16 protein-coding genes are annotated in these 18,614 nt (G+C 72.4%); 5 read left to right on the top strand and 11 right to left on the bottom strand.

All coding sequences use genetic code 11. From position 1 onward, the window contains the following. Nucleotides 1-4 precede the first annotated feature (4 nt). The 3 genes from Q8W71_RS08090 (at nt 5) to purH (ending at nt 2,552) form a co-directional block, all read left to right on the top strand. Nucleotides 5-451 carry a c-type cytochrome gene (locus Q8W71_RS08090; protein WP_305524833.1) on the top strand — a complete coding sequence of 149 codons (447 nt, stop codon included), beginning with the start codon at nt 5-7 and terminating at the stop codon, nt 449-451. A 9-nt stretch (nt 452-460) separates the two neighbouring features. Next, on the top strand, nt 461-868 hold the full coding sequence (locus Q8W71_RS08085; protein ID WP_305524832.1) for a hypothetical protein: 408 nt from the start codon (nt 461-463) through the stop codon (nt 866-868). An 85-nt stretch (nt 869-953) separates the two neighbouring features. Continuing rightward, nucleotides 954-2,552, top strand: coding sequence for a bifunctional phosphoribosylaminoimidazolecarboxamide formyltransferase/IMP cyclohydrolase (purH, locus tag Q8W71_RS08080; RefSeq protein WP_305524831.1), 1,599 nt, complete (start codon nt 954-956; stop codon nt 2,550-2,552). Between the two features lie 127 nt (nt 2,553-2,679). Here purH and Q8W71_RS08075 read toward each other — a convergent pair whose 3' ends face one another. From Q8W71_RS08075 to Q8W71_RS08055, 5 genes are all read right to left on the bottom strand, one after another. Beyond that, nucleotides 2,680-4,413 carry an MFS transporter gene (locus Q8W71_RS08075; RefSeq protein WP_305524830.1) on the bottom strand — a complete coding sequence of 578 codons (1,734 nt, stop codon included), beginning with the start codon at nt 4,411-4,413 and terminating at the stop codon, nt 2,680-2,682. A gap of 242 nt (nt 4,414-4,655) precedes the next feature. Further along, entirely contained in the window at nt 4,656-6,338 is a 1,683-nt protein-coding gene (locus Q8W71_RS08070) for a cation acetate symporter (protein ID WP_305524829.1), read from the bottom strand. After that, entirely contained in the window at nt 6,335-6,706 is a 372-nt protein-coding gene (locus Q8W71_RS08065; protein ID WP_305524828.1) for a DUF485 domain-containing protein, read from the bottom strand. The genes Q8W71_RS08070 and Q8W71_RS08065 overlap by 4 nt, the downstream gene beginning before the upstream one ends. A 113-nt stretch (nt 6,707-6,819) precedes the next feature. Continuing rightward, the gene (gene acs, locus Q8W71_RS08060) at nt 6,820-8,769 is read right to left on the bottom strand and encodes an acetate--CoA ligase (RefSeq protein ID WP_305524827.1); all 1,950 of its coding nucleotides are present in this window, start codon (nt 8,767-8,769) and stop codon (nt 6,820-6,822) included. Nucleotides 8,770-9,133: 364 nt separating this feature from the next. Continuing rightward, a complete protein-coding gene (locus Q8W71_RS08055) occupies nt 9,134-11,722 on the bottom strand; it encodes a PAS domain-containing protein (RefSeq protein WP_305524826.1) in 2,589 nt (862 codons plus the stop codon). 232 nt (nt 11,723-11,954) lie between these two features. Between Q8W71_RS08055 and Q8W71_RS08050 the strand changes: the two genes are divergently transcribed. Next, nucleotides 11,955-12,443: a phasin gene (locus tag Q8W71_RS08050; protein WP_305524825.1), complete on the top strand. Its 489-nt coding sequence runs from the start codon at nt 11,955-11,957 to the stop codon at nt 12,441-12,443. Nucleotides 12,444-12,576: 133 nt separating this feature from the next. Next, complete coding sequence (locus tag Q8W71_RS08045; RefSeq protein ID WP_305524824.1) at nt 12,577-12,921, top strand: hypothetical protein; 345 nt, start codon at nt 12,577-12,579, stop codon at nt 12,919-12,921. 69 nt (nt 12,922-12,990) lie between these two features. On the opposite strand, the gene Q8W71_RS08040 is transcribed toward Q8W71_RS08045, so the two are convergent. The 6 genes from Q8W71_RS08040 to Q8W71_RS08015 all read right to left on the bottom strand — a co-directional run bounded on the left by Q8W71_RS08040 (nt 12,991) and on the right by Q8W71_RS08015 (nt 18,511). Continuing rightward, nucleotides 12,991-13,650 carry a L,D-transpeptidase gene (locus tag Q8W71_RS08040; RefSeq protein WP_305524823.1) on the bottom strand — a complete coding sequence of 220 codons (660 nt, stop codon included), beginning with the start codon at nt 13,648-13,650 and terminating at the stop codon, nt 12,991-12,993. 132 nt (nt 13,651-13,782) lie between these two features. Further along, nucleotides 13,783-14,712 carry an isoaspartyl peptidase/L-asparaginase family protein gene (locus tag Q8W71_RS08035; RefSeq protein WP_305524822.1) on the bottom strand — a complete coding sequence of 310 codons (930 nt, stop codon included), beginning with the start codon at nt 14,710-14,712 and terminating at the stop codon, nt 13,783-13,785. Nucleotides 14,713-14,722: 10 nt separating this feature from the next. Then, a complete protein-coding gene (locus Q8W71_RS08030) occupies nt 14,723-15,541 on the bottom strand; it encodes a transglutaminase-like domain-containing protein (RefSeq protein WP_305524821.1) in 819 nt (272 codons plus the stop codon). A 56-nt stretch (nt 15,542-15,597) separates the two neighbouring features. Further along, nucleotides 15,598-16,566, bottom strand: a complete 969-nt coding sequence (locus Q8W71_RS08025; protein WP_305524820.1) for a transglutaminase family protein — start codon at nt 16,564-16,566, stop codon at nt 15,598-15,600. Between the two features lie 56 nt (nt 16,567-16,622). Beyond that, nucleotides 16,623-17,222, bottom strand: a complete 600-nt coding sequence (locus tag Q8W71_RS08020) for a response regulator (RefSeq protein ID WP_370875365.1) — start codon at nt 17,220-17,222, stop codon at nt 16,623-16,625. 122 nt (nt 17,223-17,344) lie between these two features. Next, complete coding sequence (locus Q8W71_RS08015) at nt 17,345-18,511, bottom strand: transglycosylase SLT domain-containing protein (protein ID WP_305524819.1); 1,167 nt, start codon at nt 18,509-18,511, stop codon at nt 17,345-17,347. Nucleotides 18,512-18,614: the final 103 nt, after the last annotated feature.

Here is an 18,614-nt window from a genome sequence, read left to right as displayed (position 1 = left end):
GCCCTTGCGGCGGATCGGGCGGTACTGCGCCGGCCTCGCGCTCGCGGCCGCCGTCGCGGCGTGCTCCGACGATGCCGCCGAGCGGCGGCGGGCACTCGGGCCGCACCCGAGCCCGGGCGAGGCCCTGCGCGCCGCGGATGCGGGGCGAGGGGGGCGCCTCTTTCGCCAGTGCGCCGTCTGTCACGCCATCGGCAAGGGCGCGGTGGATCGCGACGGCCCCAACCTGTTCGGGGTGATGGGGGCGCCGGTGGCCGCCAACAGCCCGCGCTTCGCCTACACCGGTGTGTTGCGGGCGCTCGGCGGAACCTGGACGCCGGAGCGGATGGACGCGTGGCTCGCCGCGCCGGCCAAGATGGCCCCCGGGACCCGGATGGCGTTCCCGGGGGTGGCGGACCCGCTCGACCGGGCGGACATCATCGCCTACCTGAGGACGCAAGCCGACCGGCCGTGAGGATCGCGCATGCTGAAGACCACGGTCCTCACGGGGACGGGCGGGCGCGTGGTGATCATGGACTCGATCACCAAGCTCGCGCCGGAGGATGCCGGCGCGCACGTGGTCTCGGCCTCGCACGGCGGCATCAGCGCCGGCGAGGTGGCGCTCGCCGTGCCCCTGGCGAGCGTATTCTTCAACGATGCCGGCGTCGGCAAGGACGGCGCCGGTATCGCCGCGCTCGCCATGCTGGAGGCGGCCGGGGTCGCCGCGGGCACGGTCGGCCACGCGACCGCGCGGATCGGCGACGGCTGGGATACCTGGGAGAACGGCGTCATCAGCCACGCCAACGGGCCGGCCGCCGCCCGCGGGCTCGTCCCGGGCCGCAGGCTCGGGGACGCCCTGGCGGCGGCTCTGCGCGGGCCGGAGGCGATCTGAGGCGGGACACCGGCGCGACCGTCTGGCCGGCCCCACCGCATCCGTGCTACCGGCGCGGCGAAAACATCAATCTCGGCAAGTTTCTATGGCCCATGATCAGGTGCGGGTCGCCCGCGCGCTCCTCTCCGTCTCCGACAAGGCGGGGCTCGTCGATTTCGCCCGGGCGCTGCACGCGCGCGGGGTCGCGCTGGTCTCCACCGGCGGCACCCACCGGGCGCTCGTCGAGGCCGGGTTGCCGGTGACCGAGGTCGCCGAGCTGACCGGGTTTCCCGAGATGATGGACGGGCGGGTCAAGACCCTGCACCCGGCGGTCCACGGCGGCTTGCTCGCGATGCGCGACAATCCCGAGCACCAGGCAGCGCTCGCCGCCCACGGCATCGGCACGATCGACCTGCTGGTGGTCAACCTCTACCCGTTCGAGGCGACGATCGCCGCCGAGCGGCCGTTCGACGACTGCATCGAGAACATCGATGTCGGCGGCCCGGCTATGATCCGCGCGGCGGCCAAGAACCACGCCGACGTGGCGGTGGTCACCGACGTGTCGGACTACCCTGCGATCCTGGCCGAACTCGAGGCTGCCGGTGGCACCCTCGGCGCGAAGATTCGAAAAGAACTCGCGCAGAAGGCGTTCGCCCGCACCGCGGCCTACGACGCGGCCATCGCAAACTGGATGGCGGAGCGCCTCGGCGGCGAGGGGCCGGCGCCGTTCCGGGCCTTCGGCGGCAGCCTCGGGCAGGGCCTGCGCTACGGCGAGAACCCGCACCAGACGGCGGCCTTCTACCGGGCGCCCGGCGTGCCGCGCCCCGGCGTCGCCACCGCCCGGCAACTCCAGGGCAAGGCGCTGTCCTTCAACAACTTCAACGACACGGACGCGGCCTACGAGTGCGTCGCCGAGTTCGACCCCGCCCGGACGGCAGCCGTGGCGATCATCAAGCACGCCAACCCCTGCGGCGTGGCCGAGGGCGCGAGCCTGCTCGACGCCTACGAGCGGGCGCTGGCCTGCGATCCAACATCGGCCTTCGGCGGCATCGTCGCGCTGAACCGGACGCTGGACGCCGAGGCGGCGCGGCGCATCGTCGAGATCTTCACGGAGGTCATCATCGCCCCCGACGCGACCGAGGAGGCGGCGGCGATCGTGGCGGGCAAGAAGAACCTGCGGCTGCTCCTGGCCGGCGCCCTGCCGGACCCGCGGGCGCCGGGCGAGACCGTCCGCACCCTGTCCGGCGGCCTGCTGGTCCAGGGCCGCGACAGCGCCGTCGTCGACGACATGCCGCTGACGGTCGTCACCCAGCGCGCGCCGACCGAGGCCGAGGCCGCCGACCTGCGCTTCGCCTACCGGGTGGCCAAGCACGTGAAGTCGAACGCCATCGTCTACGCCAAGGGCGGCGCCACGGTCGGCATCGGCGCCGGGCAGATGTCCCGGGTCGATTCCTCGCGTATCGCCGCCTGGAAGGCCGCGGAGGGCGCGCAGCGCTCAGGGCTCGCCGAGAGCCTCGCGGTCGGTGCGGTGGTCGCGTCCGACGCGTTCTTCCCCTTCGCCGACGGGCTGATGGCGGCGGCCGAGGCCGGCGCCACGGCGGTGATCCAGCCCGGCGGCTCGATGCGCGACGCCGAGGTGATCGCCGCCGCCGACGCGGCGGGGCTCGCGATGGTGTTCACGGGCCACCGCCACTTCCGGCACTGATCTCGGGCCTTCGCGACGGCACTCGGCGAAGGTCTGCGCATGAGAAAAGGCCCTGCCGGTCGCTTGACCGGCAGGGCCTTTTAGGATCCGAGACCGCCCGGAGCGAGCCCGGGCGGGTGGCCGGCACTCAGGCCAGCAGATCCCGGTCCTTGGTCTCCGGCACGAAGATCAGGCCGACCACGAAGGTGAACAGCGCGATCACGATCGGATACCAGAGGCCGTAGTAGATGTCGCCGGTCTGGGCCACCATCGCGAAGGCGGTGGCAGGCAGCAGGCCGCCGAACCAGCCGTTGCCGATGTGGTAGGGCAGCGACATCGAGGTGTAGCGGATCCGGGTCGGGAACAGCTCCACCAGCGCCGCCGCGATCGGGCCGTAGACCATGGTCACGTAGACCGCGAGGATGAACAGGATCCCGATCACCGCGAGCTTCTGGCCGGTGAAGATGTCGAGCGGGTTCGACGCCTTGATCACCGTCGGGTTGTTCGCGGCGGGGTAGCCCGCCTCGGTCAGGGCCGCGGCCACGCTCTTGGCGAAGGTCGGGTCGGCGACGGGGAAGTCCTTGCCCTTGACCGTCACCACGGTGGGCGAGCCCGCCGGCAGGTTCTCGGTGCTGTAGCTGACGGCGCTGCGGGCGAGCAGGGCCTTGGCGACGTCGCACTCCTTGGTGAACTTGGCCGTGCCGACCGGGTTGAACTGGAACGAGCAGGAGTCGGTGTTGGTCTTCACCACCACCGGCACGTTCGCCTGCGCCTCGTACAGCGCCGGGTTGGCGCTGGCGGTGAGCATGTTGAACAGCGGGAAGTAGGTCAGCGCCGCGAGCAGGCAGCCGCCGAGGATGATCGGCTTGCGGCCGATGCGGTCGGACAGGGCGCCGAACAGGAGGAACCCGCCGGTGACGGCGATGAGCGACCACGCGACCATCACGTTGGCGGTGAACTGGTCGACCTTCAGGATGCTCTGGAGGAAGAACAGCGCGTAGAACTGCCCGGTGTACCAGACCACCGCTTGGCCGGCCGTGAGGCCGAGCAGCGCCAGCAGCGCCCACTTGGCGTTCCGCCACTGGCCGAACGCCTCGGAGAGCGGCGCCTTCGAGTGCGTGCCCTCGGCCTTCATCTTTTGGAACGCCGGGCTCTCGTTCATCTGGAGCCGGATCCAGACCGAGATCGCCAGGAGCGCCACGGAGACGAGGAACGGGATGCGCCAGCCCCAGACCTGGAAGGCGGTCAGCGTGGTGGTGGTGCCGTCCGGGTTGGTCACCACGGTCGGCGCGTAGGCGTTGTTCACGTAGCCCTGCGTCGACAGGATGATGATCAGCGAGAGCAGCAGCCCGAGCGTCGCGGTGGCCTGGATGAACGAGGTGTAGAAGCCGCGCCGGCCCTGGGGCGCGTGCTCGGCCACGTAGACCGCGGCGCCGCCGTACTCGCCGCCGAGCGCGAGGCCCTGGAGCATGCGCAGGATCAGCAGCGTCACCGGGGCGACCCAGCCGATCCCGTAGGCGGCCATGGTCCCGTAGGAGGGCATCAGGCCGACCGCGAAGGTCGAGAGGCCCATGATCAGGATGGTGACGAGGAAGGTGTGCTTGCGCCCGACCAGATCGCCGAGGCGGCCGAACACCAGGGCGCCGAAGGGGCGGACCACGAAGCCCGCGGCGAAGGCGAGCAGGGCGAAGATGTTGCGCGTCGCCTCCGGGTACGCCGAGAAGAACTGCGCGCCGATCACCGCCGCGAGCGAGCCGTACAGGAAGAAGTCGTACCACTCGAAGACGGTGCCGAGCGACGAGGCCAGGATGACCTTCTTCTCGGCCGGGGTCATCGGCCTCGCCGATCCGGCGCTGATCGGTCCAGCGGTCGCCACAGCCATGTCTCGGGTCCTCCCAGGATTCACGCTTTGTCGGCGGTCCTTGCTGGACCGCTCGCTCGAAGCCCTGCGCGATGCGCGGGTCCGTCATGCGTTATCGCACGAACCGGGTTTGCCCAACGGGTAAAGCGATCGTGAAGAGCCGCAATCCACGGTTCGGATTGCGGGCTCGCACCCCTGTGACGGAAAAACGACAAGGGGCGCGGCCGCGGCCGCGCCCCCCGCTGCGCCCGGACGGCGCGTCCTCAGTGCGCGTGCGCGCCGGCGGCCCCGATGCCCGTCTCGGAGCGCACGTACTGCGCCTCGAAGGCGGCGCGTTCGCGCCGGGCCCGGGCGGAGTTGTCCATCAGCGACACGAGGTAGATCGTCGCGAAGGCCAGCGGCATCGAGAACAGAGCGGGGTTGTCGTAGGGGAAGATCGCCGCGGCGTTGCCGAGCGTCGTCACCCACACCGCCTTCGACAGCACCACCATCACCACCGCGGCGAGCAGCCCGACGAGGCCGCCCGCGAGCGCACCCCAGGTCGTGGTGCCGCGCCACAGGATCGACATCGCCAGCACCGGGAAGTTGCAGCTCGCCGCCACCGAGAAGGCGAGGCCGACCATGAAGGCGACGTTCTGGTTCTCGAAGATGTAGCCGAGGATGATGGCGACGATGCCGATCCCCACCGCCGCGATCTTCGACAGCCGGACCTCGGCCGCCTCGGTGGTGCGCCCGCGGGCGAACACCTGGGCGTAGAGGTCGTGGCTCACGGCCGAGGCGCCGGCGAGCGTCAGGCCGGCGACCACCGCGAGGATGGTCGCGAACGCCACCGCCGAGATGAAGCCCAGGAAGTACGGGCCGCCGACCGCGTTGGCGAGGTTCACGGCGACCATGTTGGTGCCGCCGATCATGTCCTTCAGCTTGTCGAAGGTCCCGCCCGCACCGAGCTTGAAATAGGCCGGATCCGACATCAGCAGGGCGATGCCGCCGAAGCCGATGATGAAGGTGAGGATGTAGAAGTAACCGATCAGGCCGGTGGCGTAGAAGACCGACTTGCGCGCGGCCTGCGCGTCCGACACCGTGAAGAAGCGCATCAGGATGTGCGGCAGCCCGGCGGTGCCGAACATCAGGCCGACGCCGAGCGAGATCGCCTCGATCGGGTTGGCCACGAGGCCGCCGGGCGCCATGATCGACTCGCCCTTCGGATGCACCTGCACCGAGGTGGCGAACAGGGTCTCGGGGTTGAAGCCGTACCGGTAGAGCACCGCGCCGGCCATGAAGGTGGCGCCGCCCAAGAGCAGGCAGGCCTTGATCACCTGCACCCAGGTGGTCGCCTTCATGCCGCCGAAGGCGACGTAGATGATCATCAGCGCACCGACGAGCACCACCGCGTAGAGGTAGGGCAGGCCGAACAGGAGCTGGATCAGCTTCCCCGCGCCGACCATCTGGGCGATCAGGTAGAAGGCCACCACCACGAGCGTGCCGGTCGCCGAGATGATCCGGATCGCGGTCTGGTCGAGGCGGAAGCTCGCCACGTCGGCGAAGGTGAACTTGCCGAGGTTGCGCAGCCGCTCGGCGATCAGGAACAGCACGATCGGCCAGCCGACGAGGAAGCCGGTGGAGTAGATCAGCCCGTCGAAACCCGAGGTGTAGACGAGGCCGGAGATGCCGAGGAACGAGGCCGCCGACATGTAGTCGCCGGCGATCGCCAGCGCGTTCATGCGGGCCGAGATGCCGCCGCCGGCCGCGTAGAAGTCGGCCGCCGACTTGGAGCCCATCGCCGCCCGGTAGGTGATGCCGAGGGTGAACAGCACGAAGAACAGGAACATGCCGATGGCCGGCCAGTTCGTGGCCGATTGCTGCACGGCGCCGAGATCGGGGCCGGCGGCGTAGGCGGCGCCCGCGGCGATCGACGCCAGCGCCAGTCCGAGGAGGATGCGGTTCATCGGCCGACACTCCGCTTGAGGGCGTCGCTCAGGGCGTCGAAGCGCGTGTTGGCGCGCGCGACGTAGATCCCGGTCAGCGCGAAGGCGAACAGGATCACGAACACGCCGAGATACAGGCCCAGCGTCGCCGTGGTCCCGACCTTCACGGCGAGCAGCGACTTGTCGAAGGCGATGAGGCCGATGAAGCCGAAATAGACCACCAGCATCAGGCCGGTGAGGATCCAGCCGAAGCGCGTGCGCTCCGTGACGAGCTGCTGGAATTCGGGGGTGTTGGCGATGCGCGCGACCTGCGGGTCGACCGCGTCCGCGGCACGGGACCCGGCGGGCGGAGTGCGCCCGCCCACGGTCCCCAGCGTCGTTCCACTCATGGGGTATCCTCCGGGCAGGCCGTGCGCCGCCCGTCCTGAACGGTTGGGTTCTTGTTGGGGGCGGGCGCCGTCCCGGCACCCGCCTCGCACCCGATCTCAGCGGGAGCCGGGCCTCACTGGGCCCGGTTCTGGCGGTTCTCGATCAGGTCGTCGACCACTGCCGGCTCGGCGAGCGTCGAGGTGTCGCCGAGCGAGCCGAAATCGTCCTCGGCGATCTTGCGCAGGATGCGGCGCATGATCTTGCCCGAGCGCGTCTTGGGCAGGCCCGGGGCGAACTGGATCAGGTCGGGGCTCGCGATCGGGCCGATGTCCTTGCGGACCCAGGTCACGAGTTCCTTGCGCAGAGCGTCGTCGCCCTCCTCGCCCTCGTTGAGGGTGACGTAGGCGTAGATGCCCTGGCCCTTGACGGTGTGGGGGTAGCCCACCACCGCGGCCTCGGCCACCTTCGGGTGCGCGACGAGCGAGGATTCGACCTCGGCCGTGCCCATGCGGTGGCCGGAGACGTTGATCACGTCGTCGACGCGGCCGGTGATCCAGTAGTCGCCGTCCGCGTCGCGCCGCGCCCCGTCACCGGTGAAGTACTTGCCCGGGTAGGTCGAGAAGTAGGTCTGCTCGAAGCGCTCGTGGTCGCCGTAGACCGTCCGCATCTGGCCGGGCCAGGAATCCGCGATGCAGAGGTTTCCCTCGCACGGCCCCTCCAGGGTCTTGCCCTCGGCATCGACCATCACCGGCTGGACGCCGAAGAACGGCCGCGTCGCCGAGCCCGGCTTCAGCGCCGTGGCGCCGGGCAGCGGCGTGATCAGGATGCCGCCGGTCTCGGTCTGCCACCACGTGTCGACGATCGAGCAGCGGCCCTCGCCGACCACATTGTAGTACCACTCCCAGGCTTCCGGGTTGATCGGCTCGCCGACCGAGCCGAGGATGCGCAGGCTCTTGCGCGAGGTCTTCTTCACCGGGCCCTCGCCGCCGCCCATCAGCGAGCGGATCGCGGTCGGCGCGGTGTAGAAGATGCTGACGTTGTGCTTGTCCACCACGTCCCAGAAGCGGGAGTTGCTGGGATAGGTCGGGATGCCCTCGAACATCAGGGTCGTCGCGCCGTTGGCGAGCGGCCCGTAGACGATGTAGCTGTGGCCCGTGACCCAGCCCACGTCGGCGGTGCACCAGTAGACCTCGCCCTCGCGGTAGTCGAACACGTACTGGTGGGTCATCGAGGCGTAGACGAGGTAGCCGCCGGTGGTGTGCACCACGCCCTTCGGCTGGCCGGTCGAGCCCGAAGTGTAGAGGATGAACAGCGGGTGCTCGGCCTCGACCGCCTCGGCCGGGCAATCGTCGGTCACCTGCTCGGCGGCCTCGTCGTAGTAGACGTCGCGGCCGGGCTCCATCGCCACGCTGCCGCCGGTGCGGCGCACGACGACCACGTGATCGACGGAATCGGCCGGCAGCCGCTCGATCGCCGCGTCGACATTGGCCTTCAGCGGCACCTTGCGGCCGCCGCGCAGGCCCTCGTCGGCGGTGATCACGAGCTTCGAGCCGCAGCCCTGGATGCGCTGCGCCAGCGAGTCGGGCGAGAAGCCGCCGAACACGATGGCGTGGACCGCGCCGAGCCGGGCGCAGGCGAGCATGGCGTAGGCCGCCTCGGGGATCATCGGCAGGTAGAGGATCACCCGGTCGCCCTTGCCGACGCCGCGGTTGCGCAGGACGTTGGCCCAGCGGCAGACCTGCGCGTGCAACTCGCGGTAGGTGATGTGCTTGGACTCGTCCGGGCAGTCGCCCTCCCAGATGATCGCCGTCTGGTCGCCGCGTGCCTCCAGATGCCGGTCGACGCAGTTGTAGGCGACGTTGGTCTTGCCGTCCTCGAACCACTTGATCGATACGTTGCCCGGTTCGAAACTGGTATCCTTGACCTTCGTGTACGGCGTCATCCAGTCGATGCGCTTGCCGTGCTCGCCCCAGAAGGCGTCCGGATTCGACACCGAGGCTTCGTACATCTGGCGGTACTTGGCATCATCCGCGTGGGCGCCCTGACGCCACGCGTCCTTCACTGCGACGACTTTCGCGTCCATAGCGTTCCATCCCTGTTCTGGCGCCTGAACGTATCGCGGGCCCCCCCGCGCTGCCAGGACTTCCAAAGTAGCGTTGCCTACAGATAGAGGCGACGGTAACGCCGTCCCGCTCCCGCACGGACCTCGCCGGTCCGCCATTTAATTGGGCGCAATGGAACGTGTCATTGGCCGGTCGGTCCGCGCCTGTCAAGCGGCGTTCAACGGCCGAAACCTGGATCACGCAGGCGTGTCACCAGTCCGGATCGGCGCTCGACTGCCCGTGAGCAACGCGGGAGCGCCGCCGCGGATCCGGGCGCAGCGGTACGGGCGAGCCGCTCGCGCCGGGCCGGTCCCGCCGCGAAGCGCAACCTCCGATCGTCAGGTGTCAGCCGGCCGCGGCGCGGCGAGCGGGCAGCACGATCTCGACCAGGGTCCCCTCGTCGGCCCGCCCCGAGAGCCGCAGGCGTCCGCCATTGGCCTCGACGAGGGCGCGGGGCAGGGCGAGGCCCAGGGTCTCCTCCGCGGGCCGGGTCGCGCCGGTATCGCGCACCCGCAGGGCGATCCCCGCGCCGTCGGCCGCGCCGGTCGAAACGATGACCTGCCCGCCGACGGCGGCGCGGCGGATGGCGTGCTCGATCACGAGGCGGGCGGCGCGGCTCACCGTCGGCTCGTCGGCCTCCAACTCGCCGAGATCGGCGGAGAAGCTGGTGCGCAGCACGATCCGCCCGCGTGCCGCCTCGGGCTGGAGCCGGGCGACGCAGCCGGCCACCACCTCGTTGAGGGCCAGGGGCCGGGGGTCGAGGTCCAGGCCGCCGGCCTCGACGGCGGCGAGATCGAGCAACTCGGCCACGCGCTCCAGCAGCCGCTCGCCCGAGACCTTGATCTCGGCGAGGCAGTCCCGGTAGCGCGGGCTCCCGAACGGGCCGAACGGCTCCTGCAGCATCGTGTCGGTCAGCGCGACGATGCCGCTCATCGGAGAGCGTAGTTCGCGGTCGAGCCGGGCCAGCAGGGCGGTGCCCCCGTCCAGCGCCCGCGGCGCTTCCGCCGCCGCCGCGCCGGGGGCGGACGGCCCGGATTGGATCACGGCGACGCGGTGCCCGTCCGCCCGGGGCGGCCCGAAGGCGAGCAGGGCGGGGCGACCGGCCAGGGCGACGCTGCTGGGCGCACCGTCCGCCCCGCGCTGCGCCTCCGCCACCGACGCGGCGGAGCCGGGCCCGAACAGCCCGGCGAAGCTGGCCCCGACCACCTCACGGGAGTCGCAGCCGAACAGCTCCGCCGCGGCCCGATTCAGGGCGACGACGCGGCCGGCCGCGTCGAGGGTGACGACCCCGGCCTGGACGGCGTCGAGGGCGGCCTCTGCGCCCAGCGCCCGCGCCGCCTGGACCTGCCGCGCGAGGCGCTCGGCGGCGAGCGCCCGCTCGGGGTCGTCCTCGCCGAGCGGGCGCAGGATCAGGCACTCGGCCGGCCCGTCGGCCCAGTCGCAGGTCCCGCGCAGCACCTCGACCGGGCGGGTGCCTCCCGCGGCGGTCCGGATCGCCGTCTGCCACGCGCCGGCCTCCGCCCGCCGCTCCGGCGGTGCGCCGCGGAACAGGCGGCTGATCCCGGGTCCGAGCAGGGTGGCGCGGTCGGCGAGGCCGATCAGGGTCAGGAACGCTCGGTTGGCCCCGAGGATCGCGTCGTCGCGATGGACCAGGATTGGAACCGGCAGGCCTTCGAGCAGCGCGGACGCCCCCGCCGGCTCGACGGACCCGGCCAACCGCGGCTCCGCCTGAGGGCCGGGGAAGAGCATGACCGCGCCCGCCGGGCGGGGCTGCCCGGCATCCGCGACCTCGTCGTCACCGGCGTAGCGGGCTCCGAGCGCCCGGGCGATCTCCCGGAAGGCGGCGTGCTCGTCGCTGGAAAGGGCCGGGTCCGGCGGCGCGGTCGCCGCGTCCGCCGAGGTCTGCATACCCCCGGGTTCCGCGTCGTCGGGCGCCGGCTCCGCGGGCCGATCCCAGGGCGCGTCCGCGACCGGCTCCGCCTCGGGCGCGGGCTCCGCGTCGGCCGTGGATGCCGGGGCCTCCGCCTCGGGCATCCGGACCCCATCAGCCTCCACCGCAGCGGCCTCCACCATGGCCGGTGCCACCTCGGCATCCGCCGCCGACGGCACGGGGGACGGGGCCTCGACGGCAGGCGCGTCGGCGGAGGGCTCGGCGGCCTCGGCGGGCGGGGCGGGCACTCGGCGGACGAGCCCGAAGCCGCCGAACCCGGCCTCGCCCCGCCCCAGCGGGGCGCCCGAAAGCTCGATCTCCACAGGACCCTCGCCGAGGTCGAGGGAGACCGGGACGGCGCGGAACGTGGCGCGCGCCGCCAGCGCCGCGAGCGCGGCGTCCCCGCCGACGAGGCGGCCGGACCCGGCGATCCCGGGCCAGTCCTGCCCGACGAGGCGGGCGAGGGCGTCCGCACCGGTCACGGCGGTGAGGGTGCCGGCGCCGTCGCTGCGCCAGAGGAAGCGGTCGCCGGCGCGGAGGGGAGCCGGCGCGGGGTCCGACGAGGCCGCGGGCGGCTCCGGCGGCGCGGCCGGCTCGTCGAGTCGGGGAGGGGGCGTCGCCCGGCGGCGCGGCAGGGTCACCGGTCCGGCGGGAACCAGGAGCACGAGCGGGCGCCCGTCCGGGCGCGTCCCCCGCGCCAGGAGGCACAGGACCGGCGGCGCGATCCGGAGCGGGTCGAGGCGCAGGCGCACGAGGCGCGGGCCGCCATCTTCCATGCCGGTCGTGGCGATCTGGCGGGCGAGGTCGGCGGGGCGCAGCGCGGCGGCCAGGGCGGCCGCGGCCGGGGAGGCGTGCAGCACCCGCCCCTCCTCGTCCAGCACGAGGTGGACGCCCTTCGGGTCGCCGAGCGGGGCGGCGAGGCCGGGCAGCCGGGCCCAGCCCGCGAGCGCGCCGGCCAGCTCACCCTCGGTCAGTCCGCCCGTCGATGTCACGTCCGTCTGCAACGCCTGCGATCCCGCATCGATGCCCGCTTCAACCGTTCGTCCCGAATGGGTGTGAACGGCCACTCTTTTGTAAAGCACGGCGCGCCCGAACGCTGGACTCCGGAGGCGGCCGTCACACGTTTACGTCATGTCAACCTTAATGCCCGCGGCGCGGGTGGCATATGGCAGCGAATCAGTTATTTGTGCACTGCACAACGCACCATCAACAGCCGCACACACGAGGAGACGTGGCATGAGCAACCCCCCGAACTACGAGATCCCGACCGAGATGCGCGACTTCGCGGAGAAGAGCGTGGACCAGGCCCGCAAGGCGTTCGACAGCTTCATCGGCGCCGCCCGCCGGACCGCCGACACCGTGCAGGGCTCGGCCGAGCTGGCCCGCACCAACGCCCAGGACGCCTCCTCGCGCGGCTTCGAGTACGCCGAGCAGAACGTGACGGCGGCCTTCGACTTCGCCAAGCGGCTGGTGCGCGCCAAGGACGTCCAGGAGGCCATGCAGCTCCAGGCGGAGTTCGTGCGCACCCAGTTCGCCGCCATGCAGTCGCAGGCCAAGGAGTTCAGCGGCCTCGCCCAGAGCGCGATGCAGCAGGGCGCCGAGCGGGCCAAGTCCGCGATGCAGCAGGGCGCCGACGAGGCCCGCAAGGCGATGGAGCAGGGCCGCGACGCCGCCAACCAGACCGCCCGCGACGCCCAGGACGCCGTCGACCGCTCGACGCACTGAGCCGTCGAACGCCGGTGACCGCGCGGCGGCCCGCTCCCTCACGGGGGCGGGCCGTCTCGTTTTCGCCCGCATTGGCGCCGAGAGGCGCGGCCTCGGGCGCCTGTCGCGCCGGAAGCACGCGGGAGAGTGGTGCATGCGCGGTGTCCGTCACGGCCGGTCCGACCGTTTCGCGAAGGCGGGGATCGCCGCCATGGCGCTCGCCGCCGCCCTGTCGGCCCCCGGGGCGCGGGCCCAGTACTACGACGACCGGCCCCCGTCCTACTACGGCGAGGAGCGGGTGTACCGCGCCCCGCGCCGGGCGCCGCCGCGGGAGCCGGCCGGCCTGAACTGCGCCGCCGTGCAGCAGGGCCTCACCGGTCCGCAGCCCTATTCCTGCCCGCTGCCCGGCCCGCGCCCGCTCGGCGCGCGCTGCTTCTGCGACCTGCCGATCGCCTCGTTCAGCCCGCCGCAGACCGCGGTCGGGCAGGTGGTCCCGTAGCCGGTCCGGAACGCGCGAGGACCGCGTCGCCCGGGGGCGACGCGGTCCTCATGACAGGTCCGAAGAAATTCAGTTCAGGACGACGACCTTGGCGCCGACCTTCACCCGGTCGTAGAGGTCGGTCACGTCCTCGTTGGTCATGCGGATGCAGCCCGAGGAGACCGCCTGACCGATCGTGTCCGGCTCGTTCGAGCCGTGGATGCGGTACTCGGTGCTGCCGATATACATGGCGCGGGCCCCGAGCGGGTTCTCGACGCCGCCGGCCATGTAGCGCGGCAGGTCGGGACGGCGGGCGAGCATCGCCTTCGGCGGCACCCACGACGGCCACTCGCGCTTGGCGGTGATCGTCTTCACGCCGCTCCAGGTGAAGCCGGGCCGGCCGACGCCGACGCCGTAGCGCAGGGCCTCGCCGTTGCCCAGGACGAGGTAGAGCCGCCGCTCGGCGGTGGAGACCACGATCGTGCCCGGCGCGTAGGGGGCGTTGAAGGCCACCAGCTCGCGCGGGATCGGCTGCACCTGCGCCTGCGGGGCGGCCTGCACGCCCTGGCCGTAGCCGGGGGCGTAACCCGGGGCGTAGGTGCCCTGGTATCCGTACTGCCCTTGCGCGGAATAGTAGTCCTCGGCGTCGCTCGCGCCGAACGGGTCGTAGGAGTTTGCGGCGCGGGCCGGGGCGGCGGCGAGAACACAGACGCCGAGGAGCGCGGCGAGCGCGGTGACCGAGGTCTTCATGGGGGCCTACCTGTGCAGTAACCTTTGCCATTACAAGCGTGAGCGTAGGCGGACAGTTCCACGCGGGCGTGAAGATTTTGTAGAGCGGCGGAATACGCAGGCCGGCTCGCCCGTGGGGTGGCCCCGAACGCCTCACGATTCGCTGTGGATGGCGGTCTCGGGATGTCCGTCGGCCCGGATGATCCCCCGGTACATCCCCTCGGTGTTGAAGCGCAGCGCGGCCCCGCCGTGCCGGTCGAGGGCGATGACCCCGCCGCGGCCGCCGCGCGCGTCGAGGCCGTCGCGGATCGCTCCCGCGACCGCCGCGTCGAGGCTCTGGGCCGCGTAGCGCAGGCGCGCGGCGATGTCGTGGGCGAGGACCGCCCGGATGAAGGCCTCGCCGGTGCCGGTGCAGGACACCGCGACGGACGTGTCGGCGTAGGTGCCGGCGCCGATCAGCGGGCTGTCGCCGACCCGCCCAGGGCGCTTGTTGGTCAGGCCGCCCGTCGAGGTGGCCGCGGCGAGGGCGCCGGTCGCGTCGCGGGCGACGGCGCCCACCGTTCCGACCGTCCCCGCCGCGCCGTCGTGGTCGAGGGCCGTCGTCCCCGCGCTCTGAGCGGCGCGCAACTGATCGCGGCGGGCCGGGGTGAGGAAGTAGTCCGGCCCGGCGGTCTCGACGCCGCGGGCGCGGGCGAACGCCTCGGCGCCGGGCCCGATCATCAGGACGTGGCCGCTCGCCTCCAGCACCGCGCGGGCGGCGACGATGGGGTTGCGCAGGCCGGTCACCCCCGCGACCGCCCCGGCCTCTCCGGTCCGCCCGTCCATGACCGCCGCGTCCATCTCGATCCCGCCCGCGGCGGTCAGGACCGAGCCGCGGCCGGCGTTGAACAGGGGATCGTCCTCAAGGATGCACACCGCCGCGATCACCGCGTCGCGGGCGCCGCCGCCGCGGGCGAGGATCGCGTGCCCGGCCCGGAGCGCCCGCTCCAGCCCGGCGCGGTAGCCGGCCGCCCGCGCTGGGTCGGCCTCGCGGGGGATGGTCCCGGCACCGCCGTGGACGGCGAGCACGAACCCGGCGGCCACGGCCCGCGCCTCAGGCGATCTCGTCGGTGTGCACGTCGAACCGCGCGAGATGGGCGTAGCCGAAATTCGTGGAGATCGCGCAGTCGGTGGCGTCGCGGCCCCGCGCCATGACGATGCGGCCGATCCGCGGGCGGTTGTGCCGGGCGTCGAACGTGTACCACGTCGGGCCGTCGGGCCCCTGGAGATAGACCTCGAACCACGCGGAGAAATCCATCGGCGCCGGGTCCTTCGGCACGCCGATGTCGCCGAGATAGCCGGTGGCGTAGCGGGCCGGGATGTTCATGCAGCGGCAGAAGGTGATCGCCAGATGCGCGAAGTCGCGGCACACGCCCTCGCGCTGCATGAAGCCGTCGTGGGCGGTCCGCGTCGCGTCGGCGCGCTGGTAGTCGAACCGGATGCGCTCGTGGGTGTAGTCGACGATCGCCTGGACCCGCGCCCAGCCCTCGGGGCCGGTGCCGAACAGCGACCACGCGGTCTGCGAGAGCTTGTCGGTGTCGCAGTAGCGCGAGCCCAGCAGGTAGACCATGACCGCGTCCGGCAGGTCTTCCACCGGGATCTGCCGGGCCTCGGGCACCACCGGGTCGGGCAGCCCGGAATCCTGCACCGTCAGGTCGGCCGAGACGGTCAGCAGGCCCGGGGGCGCGACGATGCGGTGGCAGACGTTGTCGAAGCCGTCGCGGTAGGCCCGCGCCGGGATCGGCGGGTCGAAGGCGAGCGTGTCCGGGGTGAGCAGGTCGCCCGCCCGCGAGGGGTGGACGCTTAGCATCAGGATCATCGGCGTCGGCTGGGCCAGGGTGAAGGCGATCTCGAATCCGGTCCTGATCTTCATCGCGGGCACCTGCTATCGGGGTTCGGCGCTCCGGCGCCACGCGAGTCTCGTGCCGCTCAACGCGCGAGCGGGTTCGCGGTCCGCGGCGGATCCTGCGAATTCGGCCCGTCCGCGCCCGGCGGCACCGGGCCGGCCTCCCCCGGCCCGCCCCGCTCCAGCTCCGTCACCTCTACGTCGACCTGCATGCCGAGGTCGTCGCTCGCCAGCCCGAAATACGAGCCGTGCAGCGGCACCGCCTGGGCGGGGTCGCGGGCTACCGCCACCCGGATCAGGTCGCGGTTGCCGACGATGCCGTTGGTGGGGTCGAACTCGATCCAGCCCGCGCCCGGCAGGTAGACCTGGAGCCACGCGTGGGTGGAGCCGCCGCCGACGTGGCGGGCGCGGTCGTTGCGCGGATTGTAGAGGTAGCCGGAGACGAACCGGGCGGCCATGCCCAGCGCCCGCACGCCCTCCATCATCAGCACCGCGAAGTCGCGGCAGGAGCCGCACTTGGTGCGCAGCGTCGTCAGCGGGTCCTGCACGCCCTTCTCGAAACGGGCGACGTAGGTGAAGTTCGCCCGCACGCTCCCGGTCATGGCGGCGAGCAGGTCCTGCGTCGGCACCCGCCCCGCGGTCGGGATGAAGCCGCGCGCCCAGGCATCGATCTCGTGGCGCGGGTCGGGCCATTGCCGCTCGATCGAGCGGGCGAGGTCGGGCATGTCCTCGGCGCCGTAGCCGAACGGGTAGTGCGCGGCGTGCGGCGCCAGCGGGAAGACCGGCGCGTGCCCGGGGGTGTGCTCCAGGGTGATGCCGCAGTCGAAGCTCAGGGTCTCGGACCGGGTCTCGAAGGTCGCCACCGCGACGCAATTGCCGAACACGTCGAACATCCAGCGCAGGGAGGCCGGCTCGGGCGTGACGGCGAGGCGCGCCGCGATCAGGCGCTGGTCGTAGCTGTCGCGCGGCCGGAACATGATCCGGTGCTCGCCGAAGGCCACGGGCCTGCGGTAGCGGTAGACCGTGCGGTGGCGGACGGACAGGATCGGCAAGCGGGCCCCCGGCTCGACGGCGCTGGGAAGCAAGCGGCGGGCCGGCGAGGCCGGGCTCAGGAGACCGGCGGGGCCGGATCGGTGGCCGCGCGCTCGGCCTCGACGAGGACGTCGAAGGGCCGCCAGGGCTTGGGGATGAACACCGCCTCGTTCGGCAGTTCCGGCCGGTGGACGCCGTGGCCGGAGGTGACGACGAGGCGGGCGCGCGGCCACAGGGTGGATACGGCCCGCGCGAGCTGCAGCCCGTCCATGGCGCCGGCGAGCCGCACGTCGGCGAAGACCATGGCCACCTCGCCGCCGCGCTCGCGCAGCACGGCGAGCGCCGCCTCGGCGCTGTCGCAGCCGAGCACCGCGAGCTCGGTCTCCTCCAGCAGGGCTTCGGCCAGCTCGCGGATCTCCGCGTCGTCCTCGACGACGAGGGCGAGGCGCGCCTGCGGAGCCGGGCCCGCGGCGATCCCGTTCCCGGCCTCCGGCTCCGGGGGCTCGGCGTCCGACTGCCGCACGCGGCGGACGAGGCCGGCGAGATGCTCCGGCACGCCCTCGGAGATGAGGTTGTCGTAGAACGAGGCCAGGGTCTGGCCGATCTGGTCGAGCGGAATGCCCGGCGTCAGCGTGTCCGTCGGCGGATGATCGGCGCTCGCGTGCGGTTTTCTCAACAATCCTTCCCCCGAAGCCTCGGCACCGCGGGCGCTCACGGCGGCGGGCGCTCGGGGAGGAAAGTCGGCAACCCGGGACCGGTTGCGAAACGGATTGTAAATCTAACCGGCTCGCGCAGGGGTTACTGCGTGACGACCCCTGCATCCGCGTCGGCGTAGGCCATCACACCGGAGACGGCGCGGACGTTCTGGTAGCGCGTCCCGCGGGTCTTCATCATCGACTCGAACTTCTCGTGCACTTCTGCCACCGACAGGCTCGCGGGCTTGCGGTGGCGGCCGCGGCCGACGAAGCGGCCGGCGGCGAAGAAGATCGAGCGGTTGGCCCGGGCCGGGCCCGGCAGCAGGGCGGCGGCGGCGGCGGCCGGCTTGTCGGTGACCTTGGCGAGGAACTCCTCGGCGTCGCTCGGCCCGAGGAAGTGGGCGAGGTAGACCTCGCCGAGCGACAGCTCGCGGCCGATGCGCTGGCTGATGCGGGCGGCGTCGCGCTTCAGCATCTCGCCGGCCATCAGCGCCGAGAGGTAGGGGTCGCGGCGCAGGTCGAGCACCCGTGCGCGCTCGGCCGGATCGGTGACGACCGGCCGGTCGTTGGCGTCCGCCGTCACCAGCGCCGCCTCCTTCTCCAGGCCGTACCGGGGCCCGAAATCGCGCACCACGCCGAGCCACGTGCGCTCGATGAACTGGTAGAGGCCGGTGGCGGAGCTGGTCTTGGCCTGGACCGCGGTGATGAAGCTCGATTCCTTGTCGGCCACCGCCATCAGCAGCACGGGATCGGTCTGCACGGCCTGGGCGGCGCGAACGATCGTCTGGACGAGGTGGCGCCGGATCTTCATCGGGCCGAATTCGAGGATGTCGTTCGGGTCGCCGCCGGCGCTCTCCGAGAGCAGGAAGTCGTAGGACACCCGGTCGACCCCGCGCGAGCCGATATCGGTGTCGAGGTCGTGCACGGCGGCGAAGCTCGCGGACGCGCGCAGGGGGATCTGCGCGAGCGCGTCGTCCAGCGCCACGGTCTGGATGCGCGGGCGCGGCATGTGGAACTCGGTGGCGGCCTGGGCCGCGGACACCGCCTGCGGCAGGCCGACCTTGCCGAGATCGATCCCCGAGCCGATCAGCGCGGCGCTCAGGGCGCCGGCCAGCAGGGTCACGGTGAGGACGGAGCGCGCCAGCGCCGGGCTGCTGCCGTGGACCCGGCCCAGCATCGGCTGGGCGGTGATGGCGTCGGCTCCGCCCCGGCCGAACCGGCCCGCCTTGCCCGCCACCGTCCTCGACGTTCCGACCGCGCGGCCCTGCATGGTTGTCCCGGTTCCCCACACGCCGTCGCCGGCGCCGTGGTTCGGAGATGGCTTGACAGATGTGGCGACAACACGGCCGCGCTTGTGGCGAGGCTGGGGCGGC

Source organism: Methylobacterium amylolyticum (assembly GCF_030700245.1).
Classification (GTDB): domain Bacteria; phylum Pseudomonadota; class Alphaproteobacteria; order Rhizobiales; family Beijerinckiaceae; genus Methylobacterium.
Note: the sequence above shows the minus strand (reverse complement) of the source record. Positions and strands in the feature narration are given on the sequence as shown.